Origin of the sequence: Kitasatospora sp. NBC_01266 (assembly GCF_036242395.1) — a bacterium.
Classification (GTDB): domain Bacteria; phylum Actinomycetota; class Actinomycetes; order Streptomycetales; family Streptomycetaceae; genus Kitasatospora.
The window spans coordinates 6,190,482-6,206,945 of the sequence record NZ_CP108458.1 but is presented as its reverse complement, the minus strand read 5'-3'; the positions used below and the strand labels follow the sequence as shown (position 1 = coordinate 6,206,945).

Here is a 16,464-nt window from a genome sequence, read left to right as displayed (position 1 = left end):
GCTCAGGACACCCTGGCCGCGATCAGCCGCGCGCACGCCATCGACTCGGCGTGCGCGGTGTCCACCTCCAGGTCGTACCGCACCCCGCGATGCACCAGCTCGGCCTGCGCCGCCGCCATCCCGACGGCCCGGTCCCCACGGGCCACCTCGCGCTCCGCCGCCACCGCCGCCGCGCAGCGCACGCCGACCCAGAGCACCCCCAGCCCCTCGGCCGCCCGCTCCCACCGCTGCTGCGACTGCGCGCCACCGAGGAACACCTCGTCCACGATCACCGGCGAACCGGCGCGCGCCATCGCGGTGATCCCGGTGATCCAGGCGGCCTCCAGCTCCCGGAACACCGGTCCGACCGTCACCGTGCCGTCGTCGGCGAACTCGATCCCCGCGTCCGAGGGACTGTCCGAGGGGCTGGAGGATGAGGGGCTGGAGGATGAGGGGCTGGCGGACGAGGGGCTGGGGGAACTGGGGGAACGCAGGCTCGCGGGGAGCCCCTCGACGAAGGTGTCGGTCCCGAACGTCAGCCACGGCCGCGGCAGCACCGCCTGCAGGCAGCGAGCCAGGACGGACTTACCGGAGCTGGAGCCACCGTTGAGAATGATCAGCTGCGTGGTCATCGCGCCACCGTAGGGGACGGCCTCGGATCGGTGCATCCGATATCCCGACACCCAACTGTTCGCCCAGCTCGCGTACCCTCACAGCATGCTGCTTGCCGCCATCCCCTCACCATCGGTGAACGGCTTCCACCTGGGCCCGCTGTTCATCCACTTCTACGCCTTGATGTACATCGTGGGCATCACGCTCGCCGTGATCATCGGCCGCCGCCGCTGGGCGGCCAAGGGCGGCAACCCGGAACTGGTGGACGACATGGCCACCTGGGGCGTGCCGTTCGGCATCCTCGGCGGGCGGCTCTACTTCGACATCACCACCCCGGCCGGCATGCCGCACCACTGGTGGGGCCCGCTGGCGGTCTGGGACGGCGGCCTCGGGATCTGGGGCGGTGTGGCGCTGGCCACACTGGTCTGCGTCTGGCGGCTGCGCAAGGCCGGCGCCAGCGTCACCGGCATGATGGACGCGCTGGCGCCCTGCCTGCTGGTGGCGCAGGCGATCGGGCGGATCGGCAACTACTTCAACCAGGAGCTCTTCGGCGGCCCGACCAAGCTGCCCTGGGGCCTGGAGATCGCTCCCGCCTTCCGTCCCCCGGGCTACCTGCAGGACGCCACCTTCCACCCCACCTTCCTCTACGAGCTCATCTGGGACCTGGCGCTGGCCGGCTTCCTGATCTGGCTCGGCCGGCGCGGCAAGGTCAAGCCGGGCAGCCTGTTCGCGCTCTACGTGGCCGGGTACTCGGCGTTCCGGATCTTCGAGGAGTCGCTGCGGGTCGACTACTCGCAGTACATCTTCGGGCTCCGGCTGAACTTCTACATCGCCTCGCTGGTGGCGCTGGCCGGGCTGGTCTGGTTCGCGATGCTGAACCGGAAGGGACGGGTGGTGGCGCCGGCTGTCCTTGCTGCGGCTGCGACTGCGGCTGACACCGAGGTTGCTGGTACCGGGGCTGCTGACTCTGATGCTGCTGCTGGGCCTGTCGAGCAGGGCACTGCTGCTGCCGACACTGCCGAGCAGGACGCCAGCGCGGTCTGAGACGACCGGGCAGCTCGACCGGGCAGGGCCTTTGGCCCTGCCCGGTCGCGTTATGCGGCGTGTTCGGTGCGATGGCGCTGGAAGAGGTCGGGGCGCCGACGAAGGTCGGGAACCGGGCGGGTCGGCGCGGCCGTCCGGTCTTCCGGAGACCGGAGAGTGGGGGCAATGGCGCAATCACCGAACGCGGAGTCGCCGAGCGCGGAGTCGGGTGGCTGCGCGCTGGGGTGCCTGACGGTCGTCGTGGGTGCGGTTGTCGGAGTGGTCGCCGACGGGGAGTCTGAACGCGTCATCTCCGAGGCCTGGGGCTACTGCACGAACCAGGACTGGTATCCCGCCAGGATGGAGGCTCCGGACGACTGGCGGTTCGGCCTGGTCCTGTACGTGTTCATCCTGCTGTACGCCGCCTGCCTCCCGGTCGGCTTCGCCGTCGCCTGGCGGCTACTGCGCGGCCGCGGCCGCTGGGTGCGGACCGCCGTCGGCGTGCTGGCCGGGGTGCTGCTCCTCGGCGCCCTGTTCGGCGCGGACCTGGCGGGGAACGTCGCCCCGAAGGACGGCTACTACCTCCCGCAGCGCTGCCCGCTCGGCCATCCCCCGTGGTGGCCGAGCCTGCTGCCGATCAGCGACTCCGGCTCGGTTCCACCGATCGACTTCAACCACGTCGGCTGAGCGGGCGCGCGCCCACGGACGATCTGACCGATGTGGTGCGGGAGATGCAGCATGAGCCTCTCTACAACCCCTGCCAACTGATCTACGATCCCGGGCTGTTGCGGGATCACCCGGTCGCGTCGTCCTCGATCCGGGGCGGCAGGGATTTGCCACCCACCTCGATACCGTTGCCGCGCGCCCTTTCCAGCAACTGGTCGACTCGGTCCCGGAACCAGCCGCTGCCGTACGTGTCGGCCCACGGATGGCGGTTCGCGTATTCCGTGCCGACCGCCACCATGATCACATCCTCCAGCCGCGTGAGCTGCCCCTTGCTGGTTCCGTGCACGGCGCGACTGATCTCATAGGAATCGAACCCGGAAAGAAACTCGTCCAGCGTGTCGAGCTGGTCGAATCCCAGGTCCTTGAGCAGGCCGACCGTCCAGGAGTAGGAGTAGGAGGACATGCGCTTGTCCTCGCCCAGCCGCTTGTCCAGATAAGCCCTCAGCGTGTCAGCCGTCAGCTCGACGCCGACCAGCTTGTTCTGCGCGACTGAAGCGAGGTTCGTCTCCCGCAGCCGCCGGTCCTCCTTCTCGATCGCCTGGAACTCCCGGTCGGCGATCTCCAGGAGGCCGGCCAGCGCCATGAACCGGCGCCGGGTCTGCGTCGGGATCTCGTAGATCGCCTTGTACTGGATGTCGTGCTCTATCTCCGCCCAGGCGTGCTGGAGGATGGTCCGCACCTGGATCTCGGCCGTCAGCCCCGCGTACTTGGCGTACTCGGGGAGCTCGCAGCGGTTCTTCCGCAACTGGACGAGATAGTGGACGCTCTGATAGCCCAGGCGTCGCTCACGCTCGAGCAGCTGAGATTTGTCCACCCTTTCGGTGATCTCGAACTCGCGTTCCACGACCTGCTCGACGTCCTTGATGGTGGTCAGAAAATAGGTGATCACCCGGACTCCGGCCAGGTCCTTGATCTGCCTCAGCGGATCCGTATAGCGCGGCAGCGCGGGATCTTCGGACGAGGCTTTCGCCGCCTTCTTCGCGAAGCCCTCGGGGGCCTTGGCGCGGCTGGTGATCGAGTGGACCGCTATCTCGGAGTCGGCGAGACAGGTGCTCAGTATCTTCTTGACGGAGTCCGAGAACTCCTCGTAGAGCGGCAGCTGGGACTCGTACTGTGCTTTGGCCCGGGCGGCATGCGCTGCGAAGTCGAATTCTTCGGGTGCGCTGCCGCCGGGCCGTTCAGCCGGATCCCCGCCGAGCACGTCATTGACTGCCGTCTGCGGCACATCGGAGGTCATCGGGCAAGCGTAGGGGCGTCACTCGGCCGGGGCGGCTCGAATCGGCAAACCAGCGGCGCCGATCCAGCCGTGGCCCGGGTAGGGCCCGTGCACCAGGAGCCCGGTCCCCGGTCCAACTGCACTCCGGGAGCAGGCTCCTGGCCTTGCCCTCGTCCCCGGCGCGGACGCGCCGCCGCAGCCGCGCGTGATCGTCTTGGGGCCGGCCCGGGAGTCGCCCGGCGCCTTACCCACCACAGGAGTTGTCCCGTGCACGAGCAGGCCTCCCACCGGTCGCGGTTCCCCCGGCGGCAGCGCGACGGTCGACCCGGAGCCATCGCGGCCGCGGTCGCCGTGGCCGCCGGCGCGCTGCTGATCGGCACCGCCGCCCCGCTGCCGGCCTTCGCCGCCGCCCGACCCGACAGCGTCCAACTGCGCCTGGACGCGCTGGTGCGCGACGACGGGATGCCGGCCGCCCTCGCCACCGTCAAGGACCGCGACGGCCACACCCGCAGCTACACCGCCGGCGTCGCCGACCTGACCACCAAGGCGAAGGTGCCCACCGACGGGGAGGTACGGATCGGCAGCAACACCAAGACCTTCACCGCCGTGGTCATGCTGCAACTGGTCGGCGAGGGAAAGGTCGACCTGGAAGCGCCCGTCGACACCTACCTGCCGGGCCTGCTGCGCGGGGACGGCATCGACGGACGCCGGATCACCGTCCACGAGTTGCTCCAGCACACCAGCGGCCTGCCCGACTACCTGGACGCCCCGGAGTTCGCGAACCTGGCCACCGTCCAGGACCGGTACTTCGAGCCCCGCGACCTGCTCGACCAGGCCCTGACGCAGAAGGCGCACTTCGCCCCGGGCGCGCAGTTCGAGTACAGCAACACCAACTACGTGGTCGCCGGGCTGATCATCCAGCAGGTCACCGGACGGCCCGTCGGCGAGGAGATCACCCAGCGCGTCATCAACCGCATCGGGCTGCGCCACACCTCCTTCCCCGCCGCCGGGGACCTGACCATCCCCGGCCCCCATCCCCATGGCTACTCCACGGCCCCGGCCGGCCAGGGCCCGCACGACTTCACGGACATGGACTCGTCCATGGCCTGGGCGGCGGGCGCGATGGTCTCCACCAACTCCGATCTCAACCAGTTCTTCGCGGCGCTGCTGGCCGGACGCCTGCTGCCCCCGGCGCAGTTGGCCCAGATGCGTACCACCGTTCCCGCCGACATGCTCGGCCCCGGCGTCCGCTACGGACTGGGCCTGACCAGCACGCCGCTGTCGTGCGGCGGCGTGTACTGGGGGCATGGCGGCACCACGCCGGGCTACCGGACCCGTGGCGGGGTCACCGAGGACGGCCGCGCCGCCGCGATCGCGGTGACCACCCTGCCGACCGGCGCGCCCTCTCAGCACGTGGAGGATGCCGTGGACGCGGCGCTGTGCCGGTGAGGTGGCCACAGCTCATGGGCCGGAAGAGCGCCAGTGCGTGGCGCGTTACCCGCTCGGGTCGTCCGGGGTAGCGTCGAGTGCCCGTATGACGACGAATGAGAGGTGCAGGCACCCATGGCCGAGCAGCTGTACGCGACGCTGAAGACCAACCAGGGCGACATCGAGATCCGGCTGTTCCCGAACCACGCGCCGAAGACGGTCCGGAACTTCGTGGAACTCGCCAAGGGCGAGCGGGAGTGGGTCAACCCGGAGACCGGTAGGAAGTCGACGGATCCGCTCTACGACGGGACCGTCTTCCACCGGGTGATCGAGGACTTCATGATCCAGGGCGGCGACCCGCTGGGCAACGGCACCGGCGGCCCCGGCTACAAGTTCGCCGACGAGTTCCACCCCGACCTGGCGTTCACCAAGCCCTACCTGCTCGCGATGGCCAACGCCGGTCCGGGCACCAACGGTTCGCAGTTCTTCATCACGGTGGCGCCGACCGCCTGGCTGACCGGCAAGCACACCATCTTCGGCGAGGTGACGAACGAGGCCGGCCAGAAGGTGGTCGACGCCATCGCGGCGGCGGAGACGGGGCGCAACGACCGGCCGGTCAACGACGTGGTCATCGAGTCGGTCGTGATCGAGACCCGCTGACACCGTCGGCGAAACAGCACGAGCGGGGTAGCGCCACCGCGTTGGTCGCGGCGGCGGTACCCCGCTCAGCGGGTCAGACCTGCGGGCCGGCCGGGTCCTGGCGTCCCACGGTCGAGGGCGCCGTGGTGGCCGGGGCCTGCGGGGTGGCCGTGCGCGGGGTGACGGCCAGCTTCTGCATGGCGCTCTTCGGCGCGGTGAGCTGCGTGTCGCTCGGCAGGAAGCCGGTCAGCAGGCCCAGCGGCTCGATCCGCACCAGGTGCGAGGGCGCGTAGAAGTGGTAGCCGTAGTGCGAGCGCGCCCGGTTGTGGGCGTCGACGGTCGGCTCGTTCGAGCCGTCGGCGGCGGTGACCACCAGGCCGGTGTGGCTCTTGGTCACGCCGGGGCCGGCGTAGGTGACCACGACGTCGCCGGGGCGGGCGTCCTCGGGGTGGTCGCCGATGTCGGTGCCCAGGCCGCTGTCCATCAGGTAGTCGTACAGGTTGTGGTACTGCGGCAGGTCACTGATCAGCAGCAGGTCGTAGGTCTTGCCGTTGGGCGCCGTGTAGTTGAAGTAGGAGTCCTGCGGGTCGTCCGGGCCGAGGCCGGGGACCAGGCCGGCCGCCGCCAGCGCGCGAGCGACGTACTCGGCGCACTGGTAGTTCGGCTGGTCGGAGCCGTCGGTGACCGGGGTGCTGTCGTTCCAGGCGGTCCAGCTCCAGTGGCTCTCGGCCCAGTTGACCTCGACGCCGCGCAGCAGGTCGCTGAACGAGGGTATGCCCTGGCCGTCCTGGACCTGGGTGGTGCCGGTGGACGAGTCCGCGAAGGCGGGAGCCGCGAGGACGGGGGCACTGGCCCCGAGCAGGCCGACGACCAGGGCGGCCCCGGCGATCCGGCGGCCGACGATCTTACGCACTATCACAGTCCCCTTGCATTGGGAAGCAGCGCTCCATGAGAGTCGCGCCCTTGAGAATCTTGATCCAAAACTAGAGGATCTCCCGGGCCGGCCCAACTCGGCGGGTCGAGGCACGGCAACTCGGGGAGGCCCCTCCATGAGTTGGACGGCCGGGCAACTGATCATGGTTCAGGAGCGGTGCGGGAACCGGGTGGCCATCGATCCGGCCCTCAGTACCGCCAGCGGGTCGCCGCCGCCAGCTCCTCGGGCGACCGCCCCTCGAAGAGCGCCAGCTCACCCAGCCGCACCGCCAGCACCGCCTCGTAGAGCGGGTCGCCGAGCGCCTCACGCAGCACGCCGGAGGTGCGGTACTCGGCGACCGCCTGCGCCAGGCTGCTCGGCAGCCGGGGGATCTCGCCCTCGGGCAGCGCGGCCGGATCGCCGGGGACCTCGGCGGGCAGCGAGCGGTGGGCGTCCAGACCGGCGAGGCCGGCCGCGAGCACGCCGCCGACCAGGAGGTAGGGGTTGGCGGCGGCGTCGAAGCACTTGAGCTCGGCGTTGGCGCTGGCCGGGCCCTCACCGGGCGGACCGGGGATCAGGCGCAGCGCGGCCTCGCGGTTCTCCAGGCCCCAGCACTGGTAGGCGCCGGCCCACTGCTGCGGGACCAGGCGCAGATAGCTCGCGGGGCTGGGCGCGCCGAGGGCGAGCAGGGCGGGCAGTTCGGCCAGCACACCGGCCAGGAAGGACTCGGCCTCGCCGGTCAGGCCGTAGCGCCCGGGACCGCCCTGGCCGAGGTTGCGCCCGCCGCGCCAGAGCGAGAGGTGCAGATGGCCGCCGTTGCCGACGCTGCCGGGCTCGATCGCGGGGGCGTAGGAGGTGCGCAGGCCGTGCCGGGCACCGACCGCGCGGATGGTCTGGCGGGCCAGCACGGTGGTGTCGGCGGCGCCGAGCGGGCTCTCGGGGGCCAGCGAGACCTCGAACTGACCGGGGGCGTACTCGGGGTGGAGCTGGAGGACGGCCAGGCCCTGCTCGTCCAACGCGTGCAGCAGGTCGCGCAGGTAGTCGGAGAGGTCGACCAGGCGGTGCAGGCCGTAGGCGGGGCCGTGGGTGGGATAGACGGGCGGCTCACTCGGGGCGCCGGCCAGCGCCACCACCCACTCGATCTCGATCCCGGCCCGCAGCTCGATGCCGCGCAGCGCGGCCGCGTCGGTCAGCCGGCGGGCGAACCGGCGCTGGCAGCCGGGGTGCACCGAACCGTCCTGGGCGTAGCGGTCGGCCGGGGCCCAGGCCCAACCGGGCTGGGCGGACAGCCGGGTGAGCCGACCCAGGTCGGGGATCAGTCGCAGGTCGCCGACCGGGCCGCCGATGTGGCGGCTGGTGGTGACCGAGTCGTCGACCAGGAAGACGTCGAAGCAGGGGGCGGCGCCGACGCCCCAGGCAGCCGCCTGCTCCAGGCGGCGGACCGGGACGGTCTTCACCCGGGCGACCCCGGCGTTGTCCACCCAGCTGAGGATCACGCCCTCGACGCCCTCGGCGGCGAGCCGGGCGGCCACCACCCGGGCCCGGGAGGCGCGCTCGGCCCGCAGCTCGGCGCAGAGCGGTTCGTCGCCGAGCGGCTCGCCCGGCGACCCGGCCGGTGATCCGCTCGGCGAACCGACCGGGAAACCGACCGGCGATCCGTCCTGATCAGCCATGGTGGTACTCATACGACCCATGCTCCCGCGCAGGTGATCGGCCCGGTATTACCCGGACGAGTGGTTCGGACACCCGGAAGCTGACGGTCCGTCGGATGCCATGTTCTGCCCTCGCCCACCCCCTTCCTACCTGGCGGTAACTTCGCTACAGTGACCGCACGCACCACCGCCGGGCATCGGGAGCCGCACCGGCGAGGCGCCGCGCGTCACACGTGCGGCCGGGGTGCCGCTTCCTTCACTTCACCTGGCTTTTCACCTGGTTCGGGGACACCTGTCCCTGGCGCGGACATCTCGCGGCACGGCCCGGAGCGGACCGGCCCGGCCACGAGAGCCGCGACCACCACCAGCTGACGCCACCGGCCGGCACCCCCGCCCGGCACCAGTGACTGACATCAGTGTCTGACAGCCCCCTCGCCTGACGCCCAGCGCTGCCGCCCCGCGCATCCGTACGCGTGCCCGCACCCGGCCCCGTACCCAGCGCCGCGCGGCAGCCCCACCCATGGGCCGCCCCACCCCTCCCCCGGCCGCGCCTCGGCAGCCCGGTCGGGCCTCCCGAAAGGACCAGCAACGATGCAGGCTCCCGACAGCACCACCACCGCCGCCACGTCGCCGCACCCCTTCCCCACCGTCGCCGTGGTGGGCCTCGGCACCATGGGCGCGGGCATTGCCGTCGCGATCGCCCGCAGCGGGCGCCGGGTGATCGGCATCGAGGCCGACGGCTCGTCCGCCGCCCGGGCGCTGGCCCGGATCGAGGAGGCCACCGCGCACGCCGTCGAGCGCGAGCGGCTCACCACCCAGGAGCGCACCGCGCTGCTCGCGCTGATCAGTGTCGGCGAGCGGCTGGACGCCGCCGCCACGGCCGACCTGGTGATCGAGGAGGTCCCCGAGCAGCTCGAACTCAAGCGGGAGATCTTCGCCGAGCTGGACCGGATCTGCCCGCCCGCCACGGTGCTGGCCACCGGCACCACCTCGCTCTCGGTGACCCGGATCGCCGCCGCCACCGCCCGCCCGGAACGGGTGCTCGGCCTGCACTTCTTCAACCCGGTGCACGCGATGAAGCTGGTCGAGGTGGTCCGCACCGTCCTGACGACCCCTCAGGTCGCCGACCAGGCCGCCGAGTTCGCCCGCTCGCTGGGCAAGGAGCCGGTGGCGGCCGGCGACCGGGCCGGCTTCGTGGTCAACGGCCTGCTCTTCGCCTACCTCAACCAGGCCGCGGCGATGTTCGAGTCCAGGTACGCCACCCGGGAGGACATCGACGCCGCGATGCGGCTGGGCTGCGGCCTGCCGATGGGCCCGCTGGCGCTGCTCGACCTGATCGGCGTGGATACCGCGCGCACCGTCCTGGAGGCGATGTACGAGCAGTCCAGGGACCGGCTGCACGCCCCCGCCCCGATCCTCGGCCAGCTGGTCGCCGCCGGGCTGCTCGGCCGCAAGACCGGTCGCGGCTTCTACACCTACGAGGCGCCCGGCTCCTCCAAGGTGGTGGCCGAGACCGGCGCCACCGCCGGCGCGCGGGCGGCGGGCCGTCCGATCGGCAGCGTCGGTGTCTGCGGCTCGGGCACCATGGCCACCGGTATCGCCGAGGTCTTCGCCAAGGCCGGCTACCCGGTGACGCTGGTCGCCCGCAGCCAGGAGAAGGCGGAGCAGGCCAAGGCGCAGCTCACCCGCTCGCTGAACCGCTCGGTGGAGAAGGGCCGGCTCACCGCCGAGCAGCGGGACGCGACCCTCGCCCTGGTCACCCCGAGCGGGCAGCAGAGCGAGCTGGCCGGCGTCGACCTGGTGCTGGAGGCGGTGGCCGAGGACCTGGCGGTCAAGCGCGAGCTGTTCGCCGCACTGGACAAGATCTGCAAGCCGGGCGCGGTGCTGGCCACCACCACCTCCTCGCTGCCGGTGATCAGCTGCGCGACGGCCACCGGCCGGCCGCGCGACGTGATCGGGATGCACTTCTTCAACCCGGCGCCCGCGATGAAGCTGGTCGAGGTGGTCTCCACGGTGCTGACCGACCCCGAGGTCACCGCGACCGTCCTGGAGGTCTGCGCCAAGGTGCGCAAGCACCCGGTGGAGTGCGGCGACCGGGCCGGGTTCATCGTCAACGCGCTGCTCTTCCCGTACTTGAACGACGCCGTGCGGATGCTGGAGGAGCACTACGCGACGGTGGACGACATCGACACCGCGATGAAGCTGGGCTGCGGCTACCCGATGGGCCCCTTCGAACTGCTCGACGTGGTGGGCCTGGACGTCTCGCTGACCATCGAGCGGGTGCTGCACCAGGAGTTCCGCGAGCCGGGTCTGGCCGCCGCACCGCTGCTGGAGCACCTGGTGGCGGCCGGCTGCCTGGGCCGCAAGACCGGCCGCGGCTTCCGCGACCACGCGCGCCGATGACCGCCGGCCAGCCGCCCGGCGGCCCAGCCACCGGCGGCCAGCAGTCCGGCGGTCGGCAGCCCGCGCTGCGCCCGGTCTGGGGCGACGGCGAGGTCTCGGCCCGCTGGCCGCGCCCGGCGGTCAGCCCGCAGGCGCCTGCGGTTCGCCGCCCGTTGCCGCGAACGGCACCGGGGCAGCTCACCCGGGCGTGTAGCGTTCCAGCCATGGATCGGGAACAGTCATCCGCCGAACAGGACGTGCGTACGGTCGCGGAGCAGGGGCCCGGCAGCCGCCGGGCCGCGGCACAGCGGTTGCAGATGCGCCAGGACCTGGCGGCAGCCGCGATGGAGCTGTTCGCCACCCAGGGGTACGAGGAGACGACGGTCGATCAGATCGCCGCCGCCGCCGGCGTGGCCCGGCGGACCTTCTTCCGCTACTTCCGCTCCAAGGAGGAGGCGATCTTCCCGGACCACGACGACACCCTGGTCCGGGTGGCCGACCTGCTGGCCAGCGCCGAGCCGGACGAGCATCCGCTGGACGTGGTCTGCCGGGGGATCAAGGAGGTGCTGCACATGTACGCCTCCACCCCCGGCGTCTCGGTGGCCCGCTACCAGCTGATCCGTCAGGTCCCGGCGCTGCGCGAGCGGGAGATCGCGGTGGTGGCCCGCTACGAGCGCCTCTTCACCCGCTACCTGCTCGGCCGGTTCGACGCGGCGGTCGACACCGGGACGCCGGGTGCCGCCATCCCGGCGGGCTGGCAGCACGGCGGGGACGACGACTCGATGCTCGCCGAGGTCTCGGCGGCGGCGGTGGTCGCGGCGCACAACCACGTGCTGCGGCGCTGGCTGCGGGCCGGCGGCCACGGGGACGTGGAGGCGCAGCTCGACCACTCCTTCGAGGTCATCCGCGGCACCTTCTGGGCCACCCCGCCGCGCGGGGTGAGACGCCGTGGCACGGTCGTGACACCGGGTGCCACAGATGACCTGGCGGCACCGATGGAGCTGTCAGCAACGAGTGCACTGAGTGCCACGCCGGGCGGTGAGGTGCTCATCACAGTGGCCCGCACCGACGCCCCCCTGGACCTGGTACTCGACAGCATCAGGGCTGCACTCAGCCGCTGAGGCGCCTTGAAATCGCAGGCCAGAAGGCCCATCCCGACCATCAAGGGGTGGGCCTTCGGCCGTTTTCGGCTGCCGTTCCCGGCCCCCTGAAGGCGCCCCGGAGTGGGCCGAAAATCATGGCACCCAGTGTCTTTACGAGTGGCACAGGGTGCCAGTAGCTTGTTACTCACCAGTCGCGGCGCCGCGGCTCCCCACCTCGGCGCGCCGTCGTCCGGCGTCCCCACACCCAGGGGGCGACCCACGTCAATCCACCCAAAGACCCTGCGAAGCCGGTGTCCGCTCCCGGCTCCCCCAGACGCCCTGTGCGCCCTCACACAGGTACGCCTTCGGAGGCAGCCATGAAGGAAATCCTCGACGCCATCCTCAGCGCCGACAGCACCACGGCGGACTTCGCCGCCCTGAAGCTGCCGGAGTCCTACCGAGCGGTCACGCTCCACAAGGACGAGGAGCAGATGTTCGCCGGCCTCGACAGCCGCGACAAGGACCCCCGCCAGTCACTCCACCTCGAGGACGTGGCACTGCCCGAACTCGGCCCGGGCGAAGCCCTGGTGGCCGTGATGGCCAGCGCCGTCAACTACAACACCGTCTGGTCCTCGATCTTCGAGCCGGTCTCCACCTTCGGCTTCCTGGAGCGCTACGGCCGACTGTCGCCGCTGACCAAGCGGCACGACCTGCCCTACCACGTGGTCGGCTCCGACCTGGCGGGCGTGGTGCTGCGCACCGGCGTCGGCGTCAACGCCTGGAAGCCGGGCGACGAGGTCGTCGCACACTGCCTGTCGGTGGAGCTGGAGAGCTCGGACGGCCACAACGACACGATGATGGACCCGGAGCAGCGGATCTGGGGCTTCGAGACCAACTTCGGCGGCCTGGCCCAGCTGGCCCTGGTGAAGACCAATCAGCTGATGCCCAAGCCCGCCCACCTGACCTGGGAGGAGGCCGCCTCCCCCGGCCTGGTCAACTCCACCGCCTACCGCCAACTGGTCAGCCAGAACGGCGCGGGCATGAAGCAGGGCGACAACGTGCTGATCTGGGGCGCCAGCGGGGGCCTGGGCTCCTACGCGACCCAGTACGCGCTGGCCGGCGGCGCCACCCCGATCTGCGTGGTCTCCAGCGACCAGAAGGCCGAGATCTGCCGGAAGATGGGCGCCGAGGCGATCATCGACCGCAGCGCCGAAGGCTACAAGTTCTGGAAGGACGAGCAGAACCAGGACCCGCGCGAGTGGAAGCGCCTGGGCGGGAAGATCCGCGAGCTGACCGGCGGCGAGGACGTGGACATCGTCTTCGAGCACCCGGGCCGCGAGACCTTCGGCGCCAGCGTCTACGTCACCCGCAAGGGCGGCACCATCGTCACCTGCGCCTCCACCTCCGGCTACATGCACCAGTACGACAACCGCTACCTGTGGATGTCGCTCAAGCGGATCGTCGGCTCGCACTTCGCCAACTACCGCGAGGCCTGGGAGGCCAACCGCCTGATCGCCAAGGGCAAGATCCACCCGACCGTCTCCAAGGTCTACTCGCTGGACCAGACCGGCCAGGCCGCCCTCGACGTGCACCACAACAAGCACCAGGGCAAGGTCGGCGTGCTCTGCCTGGCCCCCGAGGAGGGTCTGGGCGTGCGGAACGCGGAGTTCCGCGCCAAGCACCTCGACGCGATCAACCGCTTCCGGGACATCTGATGACCGACCGGCAGACGCCTGACAGCCGTCAGGCACCCGAGGGCCGTGGGACAGCCGGGGGCGAGCGCCGCAAGGACCGTCCGTGGCTGATGCGGACGTACGCCGGCCACTCCACCGCGAGCGACTCCAACGCCCTCTACCGGCGCAACCGCGCCAAGGGCCAGACCGGCCTCTCGGTCGCCTTCGACCTGCCCACCCAGACCGGCTACGACGCGGACCACATCCTGGCCCGCGGCGAGGTCGGCCGGGTCGGCGTGCCGGTCGGGCACCTGGGCGACATGCGGACCCTGTTCGAGGGCATCCCGCTGGAGCGCACCAACACCTCGATGACCATCAACGCCACCGCGATGTGGCTGCTGGCCATGTACCAGGTGGTCGCCGAGGAGCAGGGCGCCGACATCACCAAGCTCACCGGCACCACCCAGAACGACATCGTCAAGGAGTACCTGTCGCGCGGGACGCACGTCTTCCCGCCCGGCCCGTCCGTCCGGCTGATCACCGACATGATCGCCTACACGGTCTCCAACATCCCCAAGTGGAACCCGATCAACATCTGCAGCTACCACCTGCAGGAGGCCGGGGCCACGCCGGTGCAGGAGATCGCGTTCGCGATGTGCACCGCGATCGCCGTGCTCGACGCGGTGCGCGACTCCGGCCAGGTGCCGGCCGAGCGGATGGGCGAGGTGGTCGGGCGGATCTCCTTCTTCGTCAACGCGGGTGTCCGGTTCATCGAGGAGATGTGCAAGCTGCGCGCCTTCGGGCGGCTCTGGGAGAAGATCACCCTGGAGCGCTACGGCATCGAGGACGCCAAGCAGCGCCGGTTCCGCTACGGCGTGCAGGTCAACTCGCTGGGCCTGACCGAGGCGCAGCCGGAGAACAACGTCCAGCGGATCGTGCTGGAGATGCTCGCCGTCACGCTCTCCAAGGACGCCCGCGCGCGGGCGGTCCAACTGCCCGCCTGGAACGAGGCGCTGGGCCTGCCCCGGCCCTGGGACCAGCAGTGGTCGCTGCGCATCCAGCAGGTGCTCGCCTACGAGTCGGACCTGTTGGAGTACGGCGACCTGTTCGACGGCTCGCACGTGGTCGAGGCGAAGACCGCCGAGCTGCTGGCCGGCGCCGAGGCGGAGATCGCCAAGGTGCTGGGGATGGGCGGGGTGATCCCGGCCGTCGAGTCCGGCTACCTCAAGTCCGCGCTGGTCGCCTCGCACGCCGAGCGGCGGGCCCGGATCGAGGCCGGCGAGGACAAGATCGTCGGGGTGAACTGCTTCGACACCACCGAGCCGAGCCCGCTCACCGCCGACCTGGACGCCGCGATCATGGTGGTCGACCCGGCCGCCGAGCAGGCCGTGCTCGACGGCCTGGCGGCCTGGAAGGCGCAGCGCGACGAGTCGGCGGCGCGGGCCGCGCTGGCCGAGCTCAAGGCCGTCGCCACCACCGAGGCCAACCTGATGGCCGCCACCGCGGCCTGCGTGCGGGCCGGGGTGACCACCGGCGAGTGGGCCTTCGCGCTGCGCGAGGTGTTCGGCGAGTACCGGGCCCCGACCGGGGTCGGCGGCGCGCCGGTGGCGGTGGCGGCCGAGCCGGGCGGCGAGCTGGCCGCGGTGCGCGCGGCGGCGGCGGCCACGGCCGCCGAGCTGGGCGTGGGCAAGCTGCGGCTGCTGGTCGGCAAGCCGGGGCTGGACGGGCACTCCAACGGCGCCGAGCAGATCGCGGTGCGCGCGCGGGACGCCGGCTTCGAAGTGGTCTACCAGGGTATCCGGCTGACGCCGGAGCAGATCGTCGCGGCGGCGGTCGCCGAGGACGTGCACTGCGTGGGTCTGTCGATCCTCTCCGGTGCGCACCCCGAGCTGGTCCCGGACGTGCTGCGGCGGCTGCGGCGGGCCGGGGTGGAGGATGTGCCCGTGATCGTGGGTGGCATCATCCCGGCAGCGGACGGCGAGGCTCTCAAGGCCGCCGGCGTCGCTGCCGTGTTCACCCCGAAGGACTTCGGCATCACCACCATCATCGGCCGGATCGTGGACGAGATCCGGCTGGCCAACCGGCTGGACCCGATCCTCGCCCCGGCCCTGGATCCGATCGACGGCCCGACCAAGGAAGAGACTCTCGCCTGATGACTGCCAACCCCATCGAGCACAGCCGGCTGCGCCCGCGGCGCTCCTGCCTGGCCGTACCCGGCAGCAACCCGCGGTTCCTGGAGAAGGCCCAGGGCCTGCCGGCCGACCAGGTCTTCCTCGACCTGGAGGACGCCTGCGCCCCGCTGGTCAAGGAGAGCGCGCGGCACACCGTCGTCGACGCCCTGAACAACGGCGACTGGGGCAGCAAGACCAAGGTGGTCCGGGTCAACGACTGGACCACGCACTGGACCTACCGTGACGTGATCACGGTGGTCGAGGGCGCCGGCCAGAACCTGGACTGCATCATGCTGCCCAAGGTGCAGGACGCCGAGCAGGTGCGGGCGCTGGACCTGCTGCTCACCCAGATCGAGAAGACGATGGGCTTCGAGGTCGGCCGGATCGGCATCGAGGCGCAGATCGAGAACGCCAAGGGCCTGATCAACGTCGACGCGATCGCCACCGCCTCGCCGCGCCTGGAGACCATCATCTTCGGCCCGGCCGACTTCATGGCCTCGATCAACATGAAGTCCCTGGTGGTCGGCGAGCAGCCGAGCGGCTACCCGGCCGACGCCTACCACTACATCCTGATGCGCATCCTGATGGCGGCCCGCGCCAACGATCTGCAGGCGATCGACGGCCCCTACCTTCAGATCCGCAACCAGGAGGGCTACCGCGAGGTGGCCGGCCGGTCCGCCGCGCTGGGCTTCGACGGCAAGTGGGTGCTGCACCCGGACCAGGTCGCCGCCGCGAACGAGATCTACTCGCCCTCGCAGGAGGACTACGACCACTCCGAGCTGATCCTGGACGCCTACACCTGGTGCACCTCGGAGGCCGGCGGCTTCAAGGGCTCGGCGATGCTCGGCGACGAGATGATCGACGAGGCCAGCCGCAAGATGGCGCTGGTCATCTCCGGCAAGGGCCGGGCGGCGGGTATGCAGCGCACCTCGAAGTTCGAACCCCCGCAGGGCTGAGGAGAGTACTGA

At 71.3% G+C, this 16,464-nt stretch carries 13 protein-coding genes; 9 read left to right on the top strand and 4 right to left on the bottom strand.

Features of this window, described 5'->3' with window-relative positions:
- Window positions 1–2: 2 nt before the first annotated feature.
- Window positions 3–611 (bottom strand): chloramphenicol phosphotransferase CPT family protein, encoded by a 609-nt coding sequence (locus tag OG403_RS26915; protein WP_329568703.1) that lies wholly within the window; start codon window positions 609–611, stop codon window positions 3–5.
- 85 nt (window positions 612–696) lie between these two features.
- Here OG403_RS26915 and lgt point away from each other — a divergent pair, with 85 nt between their 5' ends.
- Both lgt and OG403_RS26905 read left to right on the top strand, forming a co-directional pair.
- A complete protein-coding gene (gene lgt / locus OG403_RS26910) occupies window positions 697–1,635 on the top strand; it encodes a prolipoprotein diacylglyceryl transferase (protein ID WP_329568701.1) in 939 nt (312 codons plus the stop codon).
- A gap of 165 nt (window positions 1,636–1,800) precedes the next feature.
- A complete protein-coding gene (locus OG403_RS26905) occupies window positions 1,801–2,301 on the top strand; it encodes a hypothetical protein (RefSeq protein ID WP_329568699.1) in 501 nt (166 codons plus the stop codon).
- A gap of 106 nt (window positions 2,302–2,407) precedes the next feature.
- On the opposite strand, the gene OG403_RS26900 is transcribed toward OG403_RS26905, so the two are convergent.
- A complete protein-coding gene (locus OG403_RS26900; RefSeq protein WP_329568697.1) occupies window positions 2,408–3,577 on the bottom strand; it encodes a GTP pyrophosphokinase in 1,170 nt (389 codons plus the stop codon).
- A 312-nt stretch (window positions 3,578–3,889) separates the two neighbouring features.
- On the opposite strand from OG403_RS26900, the gene OG403_RS26895 reads away from it, so the two are divergent.
- Window positions 3,890–5,005, top strand: a complete 1,116-nt coding sequence (locus OG403_RS26895) for a serine hydrolase domain-containing protein (RefSeq protein ID WP_329572584.1) — start codon at window positions 3,890–3,892, stop codon at window positions 5,003–5,005.
- 114 nt (window positions 5,006–5,119) lie between these two features.
- The gene (locus tag OG403_RS26890) at window positions 5,120–5,644 is read left to right on the top strand and encodes a peptidylprolyl isomerase (RefSeq protein WP_329568695.1); all 525 of its coding nucleotides are present in this window, start codon (window positions 5,120–5,122) and stop codon (window positions 5,642–5,644) included.
- A 73-nt stretch (window positions 5,645–5,717) separates the two neighbouring features.
- On the opposite strand, the gene OG403_RS26885 is transcribed toward OG403_RS26890, so the two are convergent.
- Entirely contained in the window at window positions 5,718–6,536 is an 819-nt protein-coding gene (locus OG403_RS26885) for a hypothetical protein (RefSeq protein ID WP_329568693.1), read from the bottom strand.
- Window positions 6,537–6,745: 209 nt separating this feature from the next.
- Window positions 6,746–8,221 carry a glutamine synthetase family protein gene (locus OG403_RS26880; protein WP_329568691.1) on the bottom strand — a complete coding sequence of 492 codons (1,476 nt, stop codon included), beginning with the start codon at window positions 8,219–8,221 and terminating at the stop codon, window positions 6,746–6,748.
- Window positions 8,222–8,779: 558 nt separating this feature from the next.
- Between OG403_RS26880 and OG403_RS26875 the strand changes: the two genes are divergently transcribed.
- The 5 genes from OG403_RS26875 (at window position 8,780) to OG403_RS26855 (ending at window position 16,452) form a co-directional block, all read left to right on the top strand.
- Entirely contained in the window at window positions 8,780–10,591 is a 1,812-nt protein-coding gene (locus OG403_RS26875; RefSeq protein ID WP_329568689.1) for a 3-hydroxyacyl-CoA dehydrogenase family protein, read from the top strand.
- Window positions 10,592–10,794: 203 nt separating this feature from the next.
- Complete coding sequence (locus tag OG403_RS26870) at window positions 10,795–11,691, top strand: TetR family transcriptional regulator (protein WP_329568688.1); 897 nt, start codon at window positions 10,795–10,797, stop codon at window positions 11,689–11,691.
- Between the two features lie 338 nt (window positions 11,692–12,029).
- Window positions 12,030–13,367, top strand: a complete 1,338-nt coding sequence (ccrA, locus tag OG403_RS26865; RefSeq protein ID WP_329568686.1) for a crotonyl-CoA carboxylase/reductase — start codon at window positions 12,030–12,032, stop codon at window positions 13,365–13,367.
- Complete coding sequence (locus tag OG403_RS26860) at window positions 13,367–15,478, top strand: protein meaA (protein ID WP_329568684.1); 2,112 nt, start codon at window positions 13,367–13,369, stop codon at window positions 15,476–15,478. Before ccrA ends, OG403_RS26860 begins: the two co-directional genes overlap by 1 nt.
- Window positions 15,478–16,452, top strand: a complete 975-nt coding sequence (locus OG403_RS26855; RefSeq protein ID WP_329568682.1) for an HpcH/HpaI aldolase/citrate lyase family protein — start codon at window positions 15,478–15,480, stop codon at window positions 16,450–16,452. Before OG403_RS26860 ends, OG403_RS26855 begins: the two co-directional genes overlap by 1 nt.
- Window positions 16,453–16,464: the final 12 nt, after the last annotated feature.